Source organism: Aquabacterium lacunae (assembly GCF_004310865.1).
GTDB lineage: Bacteria > Pseudomonadota > Gammaproteobacteria > Burkholderiales > Burkholderiaceae_C > Aquabacterium > Aquabacterium lacunae.
Window position 1 is genome coordinate 210,252 of sequence record NZ_SIXI01000002.1, and the last position, 17,008, is coordinate 227,259.

Sequence of the window (17,008 nt, forward strand, 5' to 3'; positions counted from 1 at the left end):
GCTGGCTTATTCGTAGCCGTAGGCGCGCAGGCGGGTGTCATCGTCGGCCCAGCCGGAGCGCACCTTCACCCAGATTTCGACGAACACCTTGGTGCCCATCAGGCGCTCCAGCTCGGTGCGGGCTTCGGTGCCGATGCGCTTGAGGCGCTCGCCCTTGTCGCCGATGACGATGCCCTTGTGCGAATCGCGCTCGACGATGATGGATGCGGCCACCTTCACCATGGGCGATGCCCCGGGGCGCGGCGAAGGCTCTTCGCTGTAGGTGTCGATGACCACCGTGCTGGTGTACGGCAGTTCGTCACCCGTGAGGCGGAACAGCTTTTCCCGGATGATCTCGCTGGCCAGGAAGCGGTCGGTGCGATCGGTCAGTGCCTCGGCGTCGTACCACCACGGTTGCTGCGGCAGATAGGGGCGCACGATGTCAGCCAGGCGGCGGATGTCGTCGGCCTTGTTCGACGACATGGGCACGAACTCGGCAAAGGCATGCCTGGTCTGCATGGTCTGCAGCCAGGGCAGCAGGTCAGCGCGGCGGTGGATGGTGTCGAGCTTGTTGGCCACCAGGAACACCGGCTTGCCGGCCGGCATCAGGGCCAGCACTTTTTCGTCGTCGGCCGAGAACTTGCCGGCTTCGACCAGGAACAGCACCACATCGACATCGCCGAGGGTGGCCTGCACGGTCTTGTTGAGGTTGCGGTTCAGGGCCGAGGTGCCGCGGGCCACATGGCGGGTCTGGAAGCCCGGCGTGTCGACGAACACGAACTGGCTGTCGCCGTCGGTGCGGATGCCGGTGATGCGGTGGCGGGTGGTCTGGGCCTTGGCCGAGGTGATCGACACCTTCTGGCCCACCAGCGCGTTCATCAGGGTGGACTTGCCCACGTTCGGGCGGCCCACGATGGCCACTGCGCCACATCGCTGCTGATCGGCCGGCACGGTTGCCTCAGCGCCCTGCCCCTCGCCCTGTCCCTCGCTCTTCTTGGCCATGGCCAGGTTGGCCAGCATGGCGTCGAGGTCGGGGTTGGTGTTGTCAGAAGGTTGGTCGCTCATGTCGGGCTGCCGTCGGCAAGACGGAAAAAGAAATAGGGATGGACCACAGACAAGCGCTTCAAGCGCCCTGCTCCAGCCGTTGGAGGGCTTGCTGCGCCGCCACCTGTTCAGCAGCACGGCGTGTGGGGCCTTCGCCGCGCACCGACCAGCCGGCCGACGGCACGTCACAAACAACTACGAACACCTGCTCGTGGGCCTTGCCCCGGGTGGCATCGATTCGGTACTTGGGCAATGCCAGCTTGCGCCCTTGCAGCCATTCCTGCAAGGCCGTCTTGGCATCCTTGCGCCAGACCTCGGCCGTGGTCTGCCCCACCAGAGGCTCGAACAGACTGAACACGAACCTGCGCGCAGGCAAAAAACCTGCATCCAGGTAAAGCGCGCCGATCAAGGCCTCGACCGCATCGGCCAGGATGGAAGGCCGCTGGGCCCCCCCCCCTTTGGCCTCGCCGTCACCCAGGCGCATCACACGGGGCAATTCCAGCTGCAAGGCCAGTTTGTGCAGGGTGTCCTGGCGCACCAGATGAGCCCGAACCCGGGTGAGGTCGCCCTCATCCTGCTGCCCAAACTGTCGGTACAGCAGGTCGGAAACCGCCAGGTTCAGCACCGAATCGCCCAGGAACTCAAGACGCTCGTTCTGATCGGCACTGTGGCTTTTGTGGGTGATCGCCCGCTGCAGCAGCGCGGGGTCGGAAAACACATGGCCCAGGCGCTGCTGCAGCGCGATCAGGGCAGGGGCAGGTGCGGCCTGGCCGCTGGCACTCACTTCGATTGACCTTTGAACTTGAGGAGCAGGGACACGGGGCCGAACAGCTCGATTTCTTTTTCGTACGCAAAGCGCACGACGATGCGCTCGTCTTCTTTGGTGATCTCGAGGTCTTGTGCCTGGATGGACTCCACCCCATATTCGACAGCCTGAAGCTTGCTGAAGGCCGAGCGGATCTCAGGAACGCTGTTGCCCCCGTCGCGAGCCACCTTGGTGACCATGCTCTGGATGGTGTTGTACTCCACGACGGGTTGGAACACCTTGATGCCGATGAGGCCGAAAAATCCGATCACGAAGGCCCAGGCCATCAGCCCCACCAGGGACAGGCCACGCTGGGCACGGACCTTGGAACTCGATTGCAGAACGCTCATGTCACCCTCGCTCACTGGAAGAAGCCGATGCGCTTGATGTTGCCGAAATTCATCCACACCATGAAGGCCCGACCGACGATGTTCTCTTCAGGCACGAAACCCCAAAAACGACTGTCCTGCGAATTGTCGCGGTTGTCACCCATGGCAAAGAAATGACCCGGGGGCACTTTGCACACCACCCCTTCGCCACTGTAACGACACTGGTCACGGAAAGGGAAAGGCTCAATGGCCGGCTCAGGGATGTAGCCGGGCCGATTCTTGTCGACCAGGATACGGTGCTTGCGCCCCAGGAGGTTCTCTTCGAATTGCAGGCTGTAGGCCATGCTCTCTTCGTCGTAAAACTCGGGCAGGGGCTGCATCTCCAGCACCTTCCCGTTGATGGCCAGTTTCTTGTTCAGATAACTCACCTCGTCACCAGGAACGGCCACCACACGCTTGATGTAATCAATGCGCGTGTCCACCGGGTAACGGAAAACAACCACGTCTCCCCGTTCTGGCTTGTGGTTCTCGACGACAAGCTTGTTGATCACAGGGAGGCGAATGCCATAGTGGAATTTGTTGACCAGAATGAGGTCACCCACCAGAAGGGTGGGGATCATGGAGCCCGAAGGAATCTTGAAGGGCTCGAAGAGGAACGAGCGCATGAAAAACACGGCGCAGATCACCGGGAACAACCCGGCGGTCCAGTCCAGCCACCACGGCTGCTGCAGCAGATTCTGGCGGGCCGCTTCCATATTGGCCAAGTCACCATCGACCTGGCTGATGCCCTTTGCCGCCAGTTGGGCTCGTCGAGCCTGCATCTCTTGCGTCAGGCGGTCGGCCGCGGCACGGCGGGCCGGCGCAAACTTGTAGCGCTCAGCCAGCCAATAGACAAAAGTCACGACCGTCATCAGGAACAGCGCCAGGGCAAAATTGCCCTGCCACTTGCCGATGTACCAGCCCCCCAGGTACGCGAGCAGCGCCGCGTACAACACACCGGTGATCAAACTCATCAATCGTCCACTTGAAGGATGGCCAGGAACGCTTCTTGGGGCACTTCGACAGAGCCCACCTGCTTCATGCGCTTTTTACCGGCCTTTTGTTTTTCGAGCAGTTTCTTCTTGCGGGTGATGTCGCCGCCGTAGCATTTTGCCAGCACGTTCTTGCGCAAGGCCTTGATGTTTTCGCGGGCAATGATGTTGCCGCCAATGGCGGCCTGGATGGCCACGTCGTACATCTGGCGCGGGATCTGCTCGCGCATCTTGGCGGCCACGGCGCGGCCACGGTAGGCACTTTGCGCGCGGTGCACGATGATCGACAGGGCATCGACGCGATCCCCGTTGATCATCAGGTCGACCTTGACCACGTCAGAGGCGCGGTACTCCTTGAACTCGTAGTCCATCGAGGCATAGCCGCGCGACACGCTCTTGAGCTTGTCGAAGAAGTCCAGCACGATCTCGGCCAGCGGCATGTCGTAGGTCAGCATGACCTGGCGACCGTGATAAGCCATGTTCAGCTGCACGCCACGCTTCTGGTTGGCCAGGGTCATGACCGGACCCACGTAATCTTGCGGCATGTACAGATGCACGGTGACGATGGGCTCGCGGATCTCGTTGATCTTGGCCACCTCGGGCATCTTCGAGGGGTTCTCCACCTCGATGACTTCACCGCCGTTCAGCTCGACCTGATAGACCACGCTGGGCGCTGTGGTGATCAGGTCCTGATCGAACTCGCGCTCCAGGCGCTCCTGCACGATCTCCATGTGCAGCAGGCCCAGGAAACCACAACGGAAGCCGAAGCCCAGAGCCTGCGACACCTCGGGCTCGTAACGCAGCGAGCTGTCGTTGAGCTTGAGCTTTTCCAGCGCGTCGCGCAGCTGGTCGTATTCACTGGCTTCTGTGGGGTACAGGCCGGCGAACACCTGCGGCTGGATCTCCTTGAAGCCGGGCAGCGGCTGCTCGGCAGGCCCAGCGTTGTTGGGCAGCTTCTTTTCCACCGTGATGGTGTCGCCCACCTTGGCCGCGGCCAGTTCCTTGATGCCGCAGATCACGAAGCCCACTTCGCCCGCATTGAGTTGCGGACGGTCCACCGACTTGGGCGAGAACACGCCCAGGTGATCGATCGGGTACACCGAGTTGGTGGCCATCAGGCGAATGCGTTCACCCCTGCGCAGCACGCCGTCAACCACGCGCACCAGCATCACCACGCCCACGTAGTTGTCGAACCAGGCGTCGATGATCATGGCGCGCGGCGGGCCTTCAGGGTCACCCTTGGGCGGGGGCATCTTGGCCACCACGGCCTCGAGGATGTCTTCCACACCCATGCCGGTCTTGGCCGAACACGGAATGCCGTCCGTGGCGTCAATGCCGATCACATCTTCGATCTCGGCCTTGGCCCGGTCAGGGTCGGCCTGCGGCAGGTCCATCTTGTTGAGGACCGGGATCACTTCCACGCCGAGGTCGAGCGCGGTGTAGCAGTTGGCCACCGTCTGCGCTTCCACACCCTGGCTGGCGTCGACCACCAGCAGCGCACCTTCACAGGCCGACAGCGAACGCGAGACTTCGTACGAGAAGTCGACGTGACCCGGGGTGTCGATCAGGTTGAGGTTGTAGACCTTGCCGTCGCGCGCCTTGTACTCCAGGGCTGCGGTCTGAGCCTTGATGGTGATGCCGCGCTCTTTCTCGATGTCCATCGAGTCCAGCACCTGGGCTTCCATCTCGCGGTCACTCAGGCCGCCACAGCGTTGAATGATGCGGTCGGCCAGGGTGGATTTTCCGTGGTCGATGTGGGCAATGATCGAGAAATTGCGGATGTGGTTCATAAAAAAAAGGCACGTCCAAAAAAGAGACGCGCCTTCCAACAAAAACGTATGGCAACTGCTTGTTGGGCTTTCATTGTAGCCAAAAGCATCTGCCAGCAAGTCGGTTTCAGGGGTGACAGGGCTTGGGCAGAACCCACCAGAAAACAAGTTGTCAACAAGTTATCCACAACCCTGATCGCACACCCCGAAGTGAGCGCGAAGCCGCGATTGTAGCGGACCCCCTCCTCTTTCTCGGGCTGACACATGCACTGACAGTGAAACGGGGGCCTGCCGCTACCGACGGCCCCCCCTCTTTTCAGTTATCAACAGCACCGCGCGCCTGTTGCCAGGGCGCCATAGCCCCAGCACGGCACAGGGAATTGCCGCTTGAGTGTCAACGCTCCGGGCGGATCAGCACGTAGCCGGTCGAGTCGCTGCGGCGCACCAGCAGCGGAATGGTTTTCTGGCGGTCGACCCTGGCCAGCACGGCTTCGAACTGACGCACATTGTCGATCTGGGCGTTGGCCATCTGCAGGATGACATCACCGGCGCGCAGGCCAGCGGTTTCGCTGGGTCCATCCACATCCTGCACCAGCACACCGCCTTGCACCTTCAGCTCGCGCTTTTGTTCGGCAGAAAGCTCGGCCAGCGTCAGGCCCAGCGCCGACTTCGCCAGTGCGGCCTCAGCCGGCTTGGCAGGCTGCTGCTTGGCCTCAGCGGCCTTCTGTGCCGGCTCGAGTTCGACGATGCCCACATTCAGGTCCTTGTAGGCACCCCGTCGGAACACCGTGACCACGCCCTTGCTGCCGGGCTTGGTGCTCCCAACAAGGCGCGGCAGATCGCCGGCCTTTTCCACCGGTTGACCGTTGAACTTGACGATCACGTCGCCGGCCTCAATGCCAGCCTTGTCGGCAGGACCTCCAGGCTCGACCATTCGCACGACCGCACCTTCTGGCTTCTTGAGGCCCAGTGACTCGGCCAACTCCTTGGAGATGGGCTCGATCTGCACCCCGATGCGGCCGCGGGTGACCTTGCCATTGGCTCGCAACTGGTCGGCCACCTTCATGGCATCGTCGATGGGGATGGAGAAGGAAATGCCCTGGAAGCCGCCTGAGCGACTCAGGATCTGGGAGTTGATGCCCACCACCTCGCCGCGCATGTTGATCAAAGGTCCACCCGAGTTACCGGGGTTCACCGCCACATCGGTCTGGATGAAGCGAATTTCTTCGCCGGTGTCGCGAGACTTGGCACTCACGATGCCAGCCGTGACGGTGTTCTCCAGACCAAAGGGCGAACCGATGGCCATGACCCACTCACCCACCCTCAGACGGCCAGCCTCACCAATGCGCACCGCCGGCAGGCTGGACGCTTCGATCTTGACAACAGCCACGTCGGTGCGCTTGTCGGCGCCGATCACCTTGGCCTTGAATTCTCGCTTGTCGGTCAGGGTGACGTACACCTCGTCAGCGCCTTCGATCACGTGGGCATTGGTCATGACGTAGCCGTCAGAGGTCAGCATGAAGCCTGAGCCCACACCGCGCGGGCGCTCTTCGCCTTTTCCTTCCCCGTTCTTTTTGTTGTTGCCACGAGGTTGCGCGGGCTGACCGGGCATGGGCGTGCCAAAGAAGCGGCGGAAGAACTCCTGCATCTGCTCGTCCATGGGGTTGGCTTCTGCGCCACCCACGTTCACGCGCTGCGTGGTGCGGATGTTGACCACAGAGGGCCCCACCCGCTCGACCAGCTGGGTGAAATCAGGCAGGCCACTGACCACATTGGGGGACGCGACCTGAGTGCCCTGGGCACTCAGCGGTGCGTTCTGCTGCGCCTGAATCGGGTGAGGAAACAGGCTGGAGCTCAACACGAACCCCACTGCGGACACCACCGCCCCCACGACCAGGGTGCGGCGAACCACTTGATGCTGGAAGATGCTCGACGAAGTCGACATGGACATACCTTGGATCCAGAAAGTTTGGATGGTGGACACGTAACGTGTGACTCTGCCACGGCGCTGACAGTTCATTCATGCGGGTTGGCGACATGCAACTTTGCATTTCGCATGCACAGCCGCACAGGCAAGGCCCCAAGCTACAGCGTGGTATCAGATGGAGGCACCTCACACAAAAAAAAGAGCACCCGGTGACGGGTGCTCAAAAACATGTGGAGGAGAGACAAGCAATTCAGCGCTTCAGGGGGCGCTGGCCCCGAAAGAAACCGGTTGGACCTGGGCGCCACTGAGGCTTCGACTGGCGCCCATTTCGCGCTGGGCAGCCATGAGCTGATCCAGCTGGTCATCGCGCATCAGCACGAGGTAATTGCGACGCCCCTCCGCTTTTTCAGTGAAAGACGGCGCAGCATCTGACAAACCCACCTTGTGGGTGTTGAGACCCAGCATCATGCCATCGGCCTGAAACCCTTGTGCCAGCGACAAGCCTGCATTCGGCACGGGCGTGACTGCCTGGGCGACGGTGTCCGCCGACGTCCCGGTCACGGCATCGCCATTGACCATGGAAACCACAGCCGACAGAACCATCACGAAACCAGCTGCGACAGAGATGGGACCGGACCACCGACGACGGCGCAACTCGCGAGCAGCATCCAGCGAGACCACATGGGGCGTTGGAGCCACCACCTCGGGCATTTGAAAGGCCTGGGCCTGTTGCACGGCCACGGCAGCCTGAGGGGCCAGCACGACAGGCTCGGCATCGAGACGACTCCGCAGGCTGGACAGGAAATCGGCATCGGTGCGCCCACCTCGGGCCATGCCTTCGGCGCGGAGGGCGTCACCGATCAGCTGGTAGGTGCTCCAGCGCTGGCGGGCTTCCGGTTGATCGCGCCAAGCCAGCACCGCGCGTTGCACTTCGCGGTCGGTGGCTTCGTTGTCGACCAGGGCCGACAGGGATTCGAAGGAGATTGCGTCGTCTTGCGAGCGGTCTGCCATGCGTCACCTCGTCTGGGATTCAGGGGCCTGGCATGACCCCGCATGGTGACTAGACGCCCTGATTGCAGAAAAGTTCAACCGGGTTTCGACAAATTTTCACAACCAAGGGTTACCCCCTGGTTACCAGCGCTGTCCCTGGCGCGTGTCCAGCAGTGGACGCAGCTTCTGAGCGATCGATTCGCGCGCACGGAATATGCGGGAGCGCACGGTGCCGATGGGGCAATTCATGAGCTCGGCAATTTCTTCGTAGCTCAGGCCTTCGATTTCGCGCAGGGTGATCGCCTGGCGCAGGTCTTCCGACAGGGCCTCAATGGCCTGGTTGACCGTGTCGGCGATCTGCCGCGTGGCCAGCACCGACTCAGGCGTTTCACCATCGGTGATGTCGTGCTCGACGCGCGGGCCGTCGTCATCGTCATCGCCATGCCCACCCAGGGCCGATTCGGTGAGCACCGGGTCGCGTTTGAGTTGCACCATGGCCTTCTTGGCCGTGTTCACCCCGATGCGATAGAGCCAGGTGTAGAACGCGCTTTCACCGCGAAACTGCGGCAAGGCCTTGTAGGCACGGATGAAGGTTTCCTGGGTGATGTCTTCCACCAGATCGACATCGCGCACCATGCGCGCGATCAGGCGTTCGATGCGGCGGCGGTACTTGACCACCAGCATCTCGAACGCCCGCTGGTCACCACGCTGAACACGTTGTACCAGCGGTGCGTCGACATCGACAAAGGGCTGGGGAGCGGCCACGGCGTCGAGGTCACCGCCCACGAGCCCCATACCCTCCGGAAGACCGTTGGTGGGGCCCTCACCCGACTGGCTCACGCACGCCTCCGCCGAGAGGCCACCTCGGCAGGGTGACCCTGACCTGGGGTGGAGGGGAAGCGAGTTGACTGCACCAGAGCACTTTCGGAATCGGAATGTCCCGATGATGCCACTGCTTGCCCCTTTCCGTGAAAGAGTCGCCACCTCAATGGTGGCGAAAGCTGCTCGGCAGACACCAGCCGCCAGTGCCAGCGCCCCCCAATGCGGCAGCGCAGCCACAACCAGGGCCCGATGTCGGCCAGCACCTGCACACGCGCTGGCGTGCCCTGGGGTGTGAACCAGCCGGCACGGAAATCGTCATGGGCAGGCACCCAGTGCAGCTCAATGGGCAAGGCCTCCAGCAGGTGGCGCACCTGGCGCTGAACCTCCAGGGCCCACAACCCCAGCACGGTCAGCGACACGGGGATGGCCACCACGGCCATGCGCCCCTTGAAGATGTCCCACATCAGGGAGACCCACCAGGCAGTGGCCACCGTGGCCAGCACCGCACAAAGCACCCGAAAGACGAACACCTGCCGCGCCGACGGCGCAGGCAGGTGCCAGGTCAGGGTCTGAGCCCTGTGATCGTTCGGTGTGTCGGGCATGTCGATCGGTCAGACCCTGGCGCCCAAGCCCGCAGCGCCAGTGTCAACGCAGGCTGCAAGCAGCCGGAAGGCTCATCAGACGCGCTTGAACACCAGCGAGCCGTTGGTGCCACCGAAGCCGAAGTTGTTCTTCAGCGCCGCATCGATCTTCATCTCGCGGGCGGTGTTGGCACAGTAGTCCAGGTCACATTCCGGGTCTTGGTTGAAGATGTTGATAGTGGGGGGCGACACCTGATGGTGGATGGCCAGCACGGTGAACACCGACTCGATGCCACCGGCACCACCCAGCAGGTGGCCGGTCATGGACTTGGTCGAGTTGACGACCAGGTTCCTGGCATGGGCACCGAAGGTGTTCTTGATGGCGTTGGTCTCGTTGACGTCGCCCAGCGGCGTGGAGGTGCCGTGGGCGTTCAGGTACTGGATCTCGTCGGCGTTGACGCCAGCATTGCGAAGCGCTGCCTGCATGGACCGGCTGGGGCCGTTCACATCAGGAGCGGTCATGTGGAAGGCGTCGGCACTCATGCCGAAACCGGCCACCTCGGCGTAAATGCGCGCACCGCGGGCCTTGGCGTGCTCGTACTCTTCGAGCACCATCACGCCAGCGCCTTCGCCCAGCACGAAGCCGTCACGGTCTTTGTCCCAGGGGCGAGAAGCCGTCTTGGGGTCGTCGTTGCGGCTCGACAGGGCGCGGGCGGCGGCAAAGCCACCGATGCCCAGCGGCGAGACGGTCGATTCGGCACCACCGGCCACCATGACGTCGGCATCGCCGTATTCGATCATGCGGGCGGCCTGACCGATGCTGTGCAGGCCCGTGGTACAGGCGGTCACGATGGCCAGGTTGGGACCCTTGAAACCGCAATGGATGGACACATGACCCGAGATCATGTTGATGATGGAAGCCGGCACAAAGAACGGCGAGATGCGGCGCGGGCCCTTCTCGGTGTAGTCCTTGTGGGTGGCTTCGATCATGGGCAGGCCGCCAATGCCGGAGCCGACCATGCAGCCAATGCGTTCGGCCAGTTCGGGGCTCAGGGCTTCGCCTGTGGGCAGACCGGCATCCTGCACGGCCTGCAGCGACGCTGCCAGACCGAAGTGAATGAAGGTGTCCATGTGGCGGGCTTCCTTGGCGGGGATGTAATCCTCGATCTTGAAGCCCTTGACCTCACCGGCAAACCGGGTGGCCATGGCAGAGGCATCGAACCGGGTGATGGTGTCGATGCCGGACTGTCCGGCCACAAGGTTCTGCCAGGACTCGGCCACCGTGTTGCCCACAGGTGTGACGAGGCCCAGGCCGGTGACGACGACGCGACGACGGGTCATGTGCAGAGATTAAATGATTGAATACAGACAAGGCCCCGAAGGGCCCTGCGCGCATGAAGAAGATCAGGCCTTGGCGTGTGCCTTGGCGTAATCGATCGCCAGTTGCACGGTGGTGATCTTTTCAGCTTCTTCGTCGGGGATCTCGATGCCGAACTCGTCTTCGAGGGCCATCACCAGTTCGACGGTGTCCAGGGAGTCTGCGCCCAGGTCGGCCACGAAGGCCTTTTCGTTGGTGACTTCAGACTCGGCCACACCGAGTTGTTCGGCAATGATCTTCTTGACGCGTGCTTCGATATCGCTCATGACTCCTCCAGGAGGGTGAAAAACAGGGGTGATTCTACCGGCTGAAACAAGACAATACGTTTTCAGCCGGAGCGGATGAAAAAGAGGCTCCCCTTGCAAGGCCTCGATCACATGAACATGCCACCGTTGACGTGCATTTCCGTCCCGGTGATGTAAGCGGCCTTGTCCGAGGCCAGGAAGGCCACGGCTTCGGCAATGTCTTCCGGCTGGCCCAGACGGCCCAGCGGGATCTGCGCCTTCAGCGCGGTGTGCTGCTCTTCCGACAGGGACTTGGTCATGTCGGTGTCGATGAAACCCGGGGCCACGCAGTTGACCGTGATGTTGCGGCTGCCCAGCTCGCGGGCCAGCGCGCGGGTCATGCCGGCCACACCCGCCTTGGCGGCGGCGTAGTTGGCCTGGCCAGGGTTGCCGCTGGCACCCACCACCGAGGTGATGTTGACGATGCGGCCAAAGCGCTGCTTCATCATGGGGCGCATGACGGCGCGGGCGCAACGGAACACGGCCTTGAGGTTGGTGTCCAGCACGGCGTCCCAGTCGTCGTCCTTCATGCGCATGGCCAGGGTGTCGCGGGTGATGCCGGCGTTGTTCACCAGCACGTGCAGGCCGCCGTATTCCTTGACGATGCCGTCGATCAGGGCTTCAACGGCTGCGCCGTCGTTCACATTCAGCACGACGCCCTTGCTGCCCTCATGGGCCGACAAGGCCGCCGAGATGTTCTGCGCGCCGCCTTCCGAGGTGGCGGTGCCGATGACCTTGAAGCCCTGCTGGGCCAGGGTGGCGGCGATGGCGGCGCCAATGCCGCGGCTGGCGCCGGTGACCAGTGCAATGCGGGGGGTGCTCATGCTGCTCCCTGGATCAGGCCCTTGGCTTCCTGCAGGGAGGCCGGGTCAAAGATGGTGGTGGAAACGAGTTCGCCGTCGATGCGCTTGACCATGCCGGCCAGCACCTTGCCGGGGCCGCACTCGATGACATGGGTGATGCCACGGGCCTTCATGGCCTGGATGCTTTCCACCCAGCGCACGGGGCCGAAGGCCTGGCGGTACAGGGCGTCGCGGATGGCGTCGGCCTCGGTGGCGGTGGCCACATCGATGTTGTTCAGCACGGCGATGGCCGGGGCGGCAAAGGCCGTGGCAGCCAGCTGGCCCTTCAGGCGCTCGGCCGCCGGCTTCATCAGGCTGGAATGGAATGGGGCCGACACCGGCAGCGGCAGCGCGCGCTTGGCACCTGCGGCCTTGAGCACTTCGCAGGCTTTTTCCACGGCGGCCTTGGTGCCCGCGATCACGGTCTGCTTGGGGTCGTTGAAGTTCACGGCCTCGACCGGCTCGCCCACGGCGGCAGCGGCCTGGGCGCAGCCGGCCTTCACGGCCTCGGCGTCCATACCCAGGATGGCGGCCATGCCACCGGTGCCCACGGGCACGGCTTCCTGCATGGCCTGGGCACGGAAGCGCACCAGCGGCAGGGCGTCTTTCAGGCTGAGGGCACCCGCGGCCACCAGGGCCGAGTATTCACCCAGCGAATGGCCGGCCACCAGGGCGGGCTGCAGGCCGGTTTCAGCCAGCCAGGCACGCCAGCAGGCCACACCGGCCGTGAGCATCACGGGCTGGGTGTTGGTGGTCAGGTCCAGGCTTTCTTTCGGGCCTTGGGCGATCAGGGCGGCGATGTCTTCGCCCAGCGCCTCGGAGGCCTCGGCCAGGGTGGCACGCACAGCGGGGTGGTCACCCCAGGCGTCCAGCATGCCCACGGCCTGAGAACCCTGGCCGGGGAAAACGAAAGCGAATGCGGTCATGGTCTTGCTCGTTGCTCGAATCGTTGTTCTGGTCGTGTGTTTTTCCGGCGGCAGGCCCGAGAACGTGCCTTTGGCCGGAATGTGGCGCGCATCTTACTGGTCAAACCAGACGATCCCGAAACCGGCGCACACCCACACAGGGCTGTTGACAATGAACATTGTCAATAATCAATCAGCACCCCACCCCACGTGAAACCGCCGCCCATGCCTTCCAGCAGCAAACTCTGGCCGCGGGTGATGCGCCCTTCGCGGATGCCGAAATCGAGCGCCAGCGGGATGGAAGCCGCCGAGGTGTTGCCGTGGCGGTCGACCGTGACCAGCACGCGCTCCATGGGCAGCTTCAGCTTCTTGGCGGCGGTCTGCATGATGCGGATGTTGGCCTGGTGCAGGATCAGCCAGTCGACCGACTCGACCGAGCGGCCCGCCTGGGCCAGCACTTCGGCGGTGGTGGTGTCCAGGGCCGACACGGCCAGCTTGAACACGGCCTGCCCTTCCATGCGCAGGAAAGGGTCGCCCAGCACCTGCCCACCCGAAATGGCACCTGGGGTGCACAGGATGTCGGCGTGGCGGCCATCGGCATGCAGCGCGCTGGCCACGATACCCGGCTCGCTGGCGGCTTCCAGCACCACGGCGCCGGCGCCGTCACCGAAGAGCACGCAGGTGGTGCGGTCCTTGAAATTCAGCAGGCGGGAAAACACCTCGGCCCCCACCACCAGCGCCTTGCGGGCTGCACCGGTGCGGATCATGGCGTCGGCCAGGGTGAGCGCATAAATGAACCCCGAGCACACAGCCTGCACGTCGAAGGCCGGGCCGCCACTGATGCCGAGTTCGCGCTGGATCAGGCAGGCGGTGGACGGGAACACCATGTCCGGCGTGGACGTGGCGCAGATGATCAGGTCGATGTCCTGCGGCTGGCAGCCAGCGGCCTCGATGGCACGGCGGGCCGCCTCGGCGCCCAGCATGCTGGAGGTGACGTCGGGCTCGGCAAAGTGGCGTTGGCGGATGCCGGTGCGTTCCACGATCCAGGCATCGGAGGTTTCGATGCCGTCTTGCGCGAGCTGATCGGCCAGGGCCTGATTGCTCAGGCATCGGGGTGGCAGGTGGCTGCCTGTGCCGGCGATGCGCGCGAACACCCGGTTGGCGGGGTTCGCCACGCCCCCGCCTGGCACCAGGGGGGAAGTGGTCATTGAGTCGAGGTCAGGCCACGCGCCCCACGGGGGTCTGTGGGGCACTCGCGGCGACAGTACCTTGTGAGTTGTCGACGGATTCGACACCAGTTGCAGGCAAGCTGCTCACGGCCGCGGCGATGCGGTCCTGAACGCGGTCCAGCAAACGATGTCGGGCCGCATCATAGGCGCGATTCAGGGCATGCTCGAATGCATATGCATCAGCCGAGCCGTGGCTCTTGAAGACCAGGCCACGCAAACCCAGCAGCGCCGCACCGTTGTAGCGACGGTGATCCATGCGCTTTTTGAACGACGAAAGCACCGGAAGCGCGACGATGGCCACCAGTTTGGTGAAAATGCTGGAGGTGAACTCCTGCTTGATCACGTTGGCGAACAGCGTGGCCAAGCCTTCAGCGGTCTTGAGCGCCACGTTGCCGACGAAGCCATCGCACACCACCAGATCGGTCGTGCCCTTGAAGATGTCATTGCCTTCGACGTTGCCATGGAAGTTGATGACACCGGCCGCATGGGCCTTGCGCAGCAACTCGCCGGCCTGCTTGATGACCTCGTTGCCCTTGATGACTTCTTCACCGATGTTGAGCAGCCCGACAGTGGGGCTGTCGCGCCCCTCGACCGCCGCCACCAGCGCAGAACCCATCAAGGCAAACTGCAGGAGGTGCTCGGCCGAACAGTCGACGTTGGCCCCCAGGTCGAGCACCGTGGTGTAGGCGTCTTTCTGGTTGGGCATGACAGTGGCAATGGCCGGGCGGTCGATGCCTTCGATGGTCTTGAGCACGTAGCGGGCCACGGCCATCAGGGCGCCGGTGTTGCCGGCCGACACGCACGCGTGCGCAGCGGCCGAGCCATCAGCCACCTTGACCTGGCTGATGGCCACGCGCATGGAGGAATCGCGCTTGCGGCGCAAGGCCACTTCGACAGAATCGTCCATGGTGACGACTTCGGAAGCCTCGACCAGGGTGACGCGCGGCCAAGCTTTGGCCGGGGCGATGGCATCGGGCAGCCCCACCAGCACCAGGTGGGCCTCAGGGTGCTTGTCGAGGAAGGCCTTGCACGCGGGCAAGGTCACGGACGGACCATGGTCTCCGCCCATGCAGTCCACGGCGATGCGCACGGGGCCTTGCAAATCGGGGAGAGCGGACCGCGCCGCCCCTGCCACAGCAGGAGACACGGGGACAGTGTTGGTGCTCATGGGTACGGTGCGTTGGGCACGAGAAGAGGCCGAGGCCGGCGCATGCCGGTCAGCCCAGGAAATGACCACGGGCCGGAGAACCGACGACAATGTCGGCTCAACCAGCCCTGGAGGTGCGACCGCTGGTTGAAAACCAGCCTCACACAGATCAAAGGATTTCGCAAGGGCAGCGTGCAACCACCCTTGAATCACCCGTGAAAATCAGGCGTCGGCCTTGGTCTTGAGGACCTTGCGACCACGGTAGAAGCCGGTGGGGCTGATGTGGTGACGCAGGTGGGTTTCGCCGGTGGTGGGCTCCACAGCGGTGCCCGGGGTGACCAGGGCGTTGTGCGAGCGGTGCATGCCACGCTTGGAGGGCGACTTTTTGTTCTGTTGAACGGCCATGATGGACTCCGAAAGACCAGGGCACCTGCCCCGGCATGAGCACCAGATCCACCAGCGGCAGCCCTTGGTGTGCACCTTGCTGCAAGCCTGAAATGAACAGGGCTTTGCTCGAGGCGCACAGGCTGATCGCGTCAAACCTGGCACGGGTTGATCTCGAAAACCATCGATTCTAGCATGAAACCAAGGGTTTTCTCAAGGCAGGGTTCAGCCCCCGCTCGACCCCTCGTCGGAATCGTCGGCTTTTCGGGTCTTGAGCTGGGCCAGAACCGCGAAGGGGTTGGGCTTGCCTCCACGGGATGCGGCTGCGCCATCGGCATCTGAGGAGCCCTCGGCAGCGGCGTCTGACGCTTCATCGCCGTCGAAATCGGCATCTTGCACCGACATGCGCGGCTGCTCAGGGCATTCATCGTGGAAAGGCACGATGGGCGACTCCATGATCAGCTCATCTTCGACCAGCTCGAGCAGATCGAAACTGCGGCTGAGTTCGAGCACGTCTTCGTCAGATTCGGCATCCAGGCTGGCAGCGAGCGATTCATCTGCCACAAAACGGATGCGGCGGCTGACCTCGATCTCGATCTCGACCGGATGCAGGCAGCGCTGACAGGTCCAGGGCAGGCGGGCCTGGGCCTGCAGGTTCAGCCACAGGTGCGGGGCACCCACGCGCTGAGGCACCAGTTCGCCGACCGCCTCCCAGTGCACCGGCGACATGTCGGCAGCGGGCACTTCAGGCGCCAGCCCGGCGGCCAGGCGTTGCGCCTCGGTCAGCGGCATCTCGCCCGCCAGAGGGGTTTGCGTTTCAATGAAGGCCCCGATGTCCAGCTTGCGTGGGTTCAGGGGGCGAGGTTCACGGGATTTCATGGGCGCAAGTGTAGGCGCAGCGCAGGTGTCGCGAGCGCCCAGGGCCGCTTGCAGGACAATGCCACCATGCACGCCACCGCCCTGCCCCGCCTGGTGCTGGGCTCCAGCTCGCCCTACCGGCGCGAACTGCTGAGCCGACTGCACCTGCCCTTTGACACCTGCAGCCCCGACATCGACGAAAGCCCCCTGCCCGGCGAAGCGCCACGGGCACTGGCCGCGCGCCTGGCCCAGGCCAAGGCGGCCCGCGTGGCCGAGCTGCAGCGGGCCGCCGGGCACGCGGATGTGCTGGTGATCGGTTCTGACCAGGTGGCCGACCTGAACGGCCAATGCCTGGGCAAGCCAGGCCACCATGCAGGCGCCACCGCCCAGTTGCGCGCCATGAGTGGCCAGACCGTTCACTTTCACACCGCCCTGACGGTGCTTCGCACCGGCACCGGGCAGGCTGCCACCGAAGTGCATTCGGTGGCCGTGACCTTCCGCGAACTGACCGACAGCACCATTGCACGTTACCTGGCGCTGGAGCAGCCCTACGACTGCGCCGGCAGCGCCAAGGTGGAAAGCCTGGGCATTGCCCTGCTGAGCCGCGTGCAGTCGGACGACCCGACCACCTTGATCGGCCTGCCCCTCATGGCCGTGGCCCGCCTGATGCGCGAGATGGGCCTGGACCCTCTGGCCGCCTGAAC

Annotated in this window: 18 protein-coding genes; 1 reads left to right on the forward strand and 17 read right to left on the reverse strand. The window is 63.8% G+C overall.

The window, feature by feature from the left end; all coding sequences use genetic code 11:
* Positions 1-6: 6 nt before the first annotated feature.
* The 17 genes from era to EYS42_RS04820 form a co-directional block, all read right to left on the reverse strand.
* Positions 7-1,044 (reverse strand): GTPase Era, encoded by a 1,038-nt coding sequence (gene era / locus EYS42_RS04740; RefSeq protein WP_425358866.1) that lies wholly within the window; start codon positions 1,042-1,044, stop codon positions 7-9.
* A 58-nt stretch (positions 1,045-1,102) separates the two neighbouring features.
* Positions 1,103-1,807 (reverse strand): ribonuclease III, encoded by a 705-nt coding sequence (gene rnc, locus EYS42_RS04745; RefSeq protein ID WP_130966717.1) that lies wholly within the window; start codon positions 1,805-1,807, stop codon positions 1,103-1,105.
* A complete protein-coding gene (locus tag EYS42_RS04750; RefSeq protein WP_130966718.1) occupies positions 1,804-2,178 on the reverse strand; it encodes a DUF4845 domain-containing protein in 375 nt (124 codons plus the stop codon). Before EYS42_RS04750 ends, rnc begins: the two co-directional genes overlap by 4 nt.
* Before the next feature lie 11 nt (positions 2,179-2,189).
* Positions 2,190-3,170, reverse strand: coding sequence for a signal peptidase I (gene lepB / locus EYS42_RS04755; protein WP_130966719.1), 981 nt, complete (start codon positions 3,168-3,170; stop codon positions 2,190-2,192).
* Positions 3,170-4,978: a translation elongation factor 4 gene (lepA, locus tag EYS42_RS04760; RefSeq protein ID WP_130966720.1), complete on the reverse strand. Its 1,809-nt coding sequence runs from the start codon at positions 4,976-4,978 to the stop codon at positions 3,170-3,172. The genes lepB and lepA overlap by 1 nt, the downstream gene beginning before the upstream one ends.
* A gap of 373 nt (positions 4,979-5,351) precedes the next feature.
* A complete protein-coding gene (locus EYS42_RS04765) occupies positions 5,352-6,902 on the reverse strand; it encodes a DegQ family serine endoprotease (protein WP_130966721.1) in 1,551 nt (516 codons plus the stop codon).
* Between the two features lie 240 nt (positions 6,903-7,142).
* Complete coding sequence (locus tag EYS42_RS04770) at positions 7,143-7,895, reverse strand: sigma-E factor negative regulatory protein (RefSeq protein ID WP_130966722.1); 753 nt, start codon at positions 7,893-7,895, stop codon at positions 7,143-7,145.
* A gap of 120 nt (positions 7,896-8,015) precedes the next feature.
* Positions 8,016-8,669 carry an RNA polymerase sigma factor RpoE gene (gene rpoE / locus EYS42_RS04775; RefSeq protein ID WP_130967322.1) on the reverse strand — a complete coding sequence of 218 codons (654 nt, stop codon included), beginning with the start codon at positions 8,667-8,669 and terminating at the stop codon, positions 8,016-8,018.
* Positions 8,670-8,710: 41 nt separating this feature from the next.
* Positions 8,711-9,298, reverse strand: a complete 588-nt coding sequence (locus tag EYS42_RS04780) for a hypothetical protein (RefSeq protein ID WP_130966723.1) — start codon at positions 9,296-9,298, stop codon at positions 8,711-8,713.
* 75 nt (positions 9,299-9,373) lie between these two features.
* A complete protein-coding gene (gene fabF / locus EYS42_RS04785; protein WP_130966724.1) occupies positions 9,374-10,618 on the reverse strand; it encodes a beta-ketoacyl-ACP synthase II in 1,245 nt (414 codons plus the stop codon).
* 63 nt (positions 10,619-10,681) lie between these two features.
* Positions 10,682-10,921 carry an acyl carrier protein gene (acpP, locus tag EYS42_RS04790; protein ID WP_109036166.1) on the reverse strand — a complete coding sequence of 80 codons (240 nt, stop codon included), beginning with the start codon at positions 10,919-10,921 and terminating at the stop codon, positions 10,682-10,684.
* A 107-nt stretch (positions 10,922-11,028) separates the two neighbouring features.
* Complete coding sequence (gene fabG / locus EYS42_RS04795) at positions 11,029-11,763, reverse strand: 3-oxoacyl-ACP reductase FabG (protein ID WP_130966725.1); 735 nt, start codon at positions 11,761-11,763, stop codon at positions 11,029-11,031.
* A complete protein-coding gene (fabD, locus tag EYS42_RS04800; protein WP_130966726.1) occupies positions 11,760-12,707 on the reverse strand; it encodes an ACP S-malonyltransferase in 948 nt (315 codons plus the stop codon). Before fabD ends, fabG begins: the two co-directional genes overlap by 4 nt.
* A 161-nt stretch (positions 12,708-12,868) precedes the next feature.
* Positions 12,869-13,894 (reverse strand): beta-ketoacyl-ACP synthase III, encoded by a 1,026-nt coding sequence (locus EYS42_RS04805; RefSeq protein WP_130966727.1) that lies wholly within the window; start codon positions 13,892-13,894, stop codon positions 12,869-12,871.
* Positions 13,895-13,904: 10 nt separating this feature from the next.
* Entirely contained in the window at positions 13,905-15,005 is a 1,101-nt protein-coding gene (gene plsX / locus EYS42_RS04810; protein ID WP_425358873.1) for a phosphate acyltransferase PlsX, read from the reverse strand.
* Between the two features lie 279 nt (positions 15,006-15,284).
* The gene (gene rpmF / locus EYS42_RS04815) at positions 15,285-15,467 is read right to left on the reverse strand and encodes a 50S ribosomal protein L32 (RefSeq protein WP_035034674.1); all 183 of its coding nucleotides are present in this window, start codon (positions 15,465-15,467) and stop codon (positions 15,285-15,287) included.
* A gap of 204 nt (positions 15,468-15,671) precedes the next feature.
* Entirely contained in the window at positions 15,672-16,325 is a 654-nt protein-coding gene (locus EYS42_RS04820) for a YceD family protein (RefSeq protein WP_130966729.1), read from the reverse strand.
* Positions 16,326-16,391: 66 nt separating this feature from the next.
* Between EYS42_RS04820 and EYS42_RS04825 the strand changes: the two genes are divergently transcribed.
* The gene (locus EYS42_RS04825) at positions 16,392-17,006 is read left to right on the forward strand and encodes a Maf family nucleotide pyrophosphatase (protein WP_130966730.1); all 615 of its coding nucleotides are present in this window, start codon (positions 16,392-16,394) and stop codon (positions 17,004-17,006) included.
* Positions 17,007-17,008: the final 2 nt, after the last annotated feature.

Excerpts from the sequence above, each read along its gene's own strand:
- EYS42_RS04820 (WP_130966729.1), bottom strand. The coding sequence starts at position 16,325 with ATGAAATCCCGTGAACCTCGCCCCCTGAACCCACGCAAGCTGGACATC.
- fabG (WP_130966725.1), bottom strand. The coding sequence starts at position 11,763 with ATGAGCACCCCCCGCATTGCACTGGTCACCGGCGCCAGCCGCGGCATT.
- era (WP_425358866.1), bottom strand. The coding sequence starts at position 1,044 with ATGAGCGACCAACCTTCTGACAACACCAACCCCGACCTCGACGCCATG.
- EYS42_RS04750 (WP_130966718.1), bottom strand. The coding sequence starts at position 2,178 with ATGAGCGTTCTGCAATCGAGTTCCAAGGTCCGTGCCCAGCGTGGCCTG.
- fabD (WP_130966726.1), bottom strand. The coding sequence starts at position 12,707 with ATGACCGCATTCGCTTTCGTTTTCCCCGGCCAGGGTTCTCAGGCCGTG.
- rpoE (WP_130967322.1), bottom strand. The coding sequence starts at position 8,669 with ATGGGGCTCGTGGGCGGTGACCTCGACGCCGTGGCCGCTCCCCAGCCC.
- lepB (WP_130966719.1), bottom strand. The coding sequence starts at position 3,170 with ATGAGTTTGATCACCGGTGTGTTGTACGCGGCGCTGCTCGCGTACCTG.
- EYS42_RS04825 (WP_130966730.1), top strand. The coding sequence starts at position 16,392 with ATGCACGCCACCGCCCTGCCCCGCCTGGTGCTGGGCTCCAGCTCGCCC.
- acpP (WP_109036166.1), bottom strand. The coding sequence starts at position 10,921 with ATGAGCGATATCGAAGCACGCGTCAAGAAGATCATTGCCGAACAACTC.
- rpmF (WP_035034674.1), bottom strand. The coding sequence starts at position 15,467 with ATGGCCGTTCAACAGAACAAAAAGTCGCCCTCCAAGCGTGGCATGCAC.
- EYS42_RS04805 (WP_130966727.1), bottom strand. The coding sequence starts at position 13,894 with ATGACCACTTCCCCCCTGGTGCCAGGCGGGGGCGTGGCGAACCCCGCC.
- fabF (WP_130966724.1), bottom strand. The coding sequence starts at position 10,618 with ATGACCCGTCGTCGCGTCGTCGTCACCGGCCTGGGCCTCGTCACACCT.
- EYS42_RS04765 (WP_130966721.1), bottom strand. The coding sequence starts at position 6,902 with ATGTCGACTTCGTCGAGCATCTTCCAGCATCAAGTGGTTCGCCGCACC.
- EYS42_RS04770 (WP_130966722.1), bottom strand. The coding sequence starts at position 7,895 with ATGGCAGACCGCTCGCAAGACGACGCAATCTCCTTCGAATCCCTGTCG.
- lepA (WP_130966720.1), bottom strand. The coding sequence starts at position 4,978 with ATGAACCACATCCGCAATTTCTCGATCATTGCCCACATCGACCACGGA.
- EYS42_RS04780 (WP_130966723.1), bottom strand. The coding sequence starts at position 9,298 with ATGCCCGACACACCGAACGATCACAGGGCTCAGACCCTGACCTGGCAC.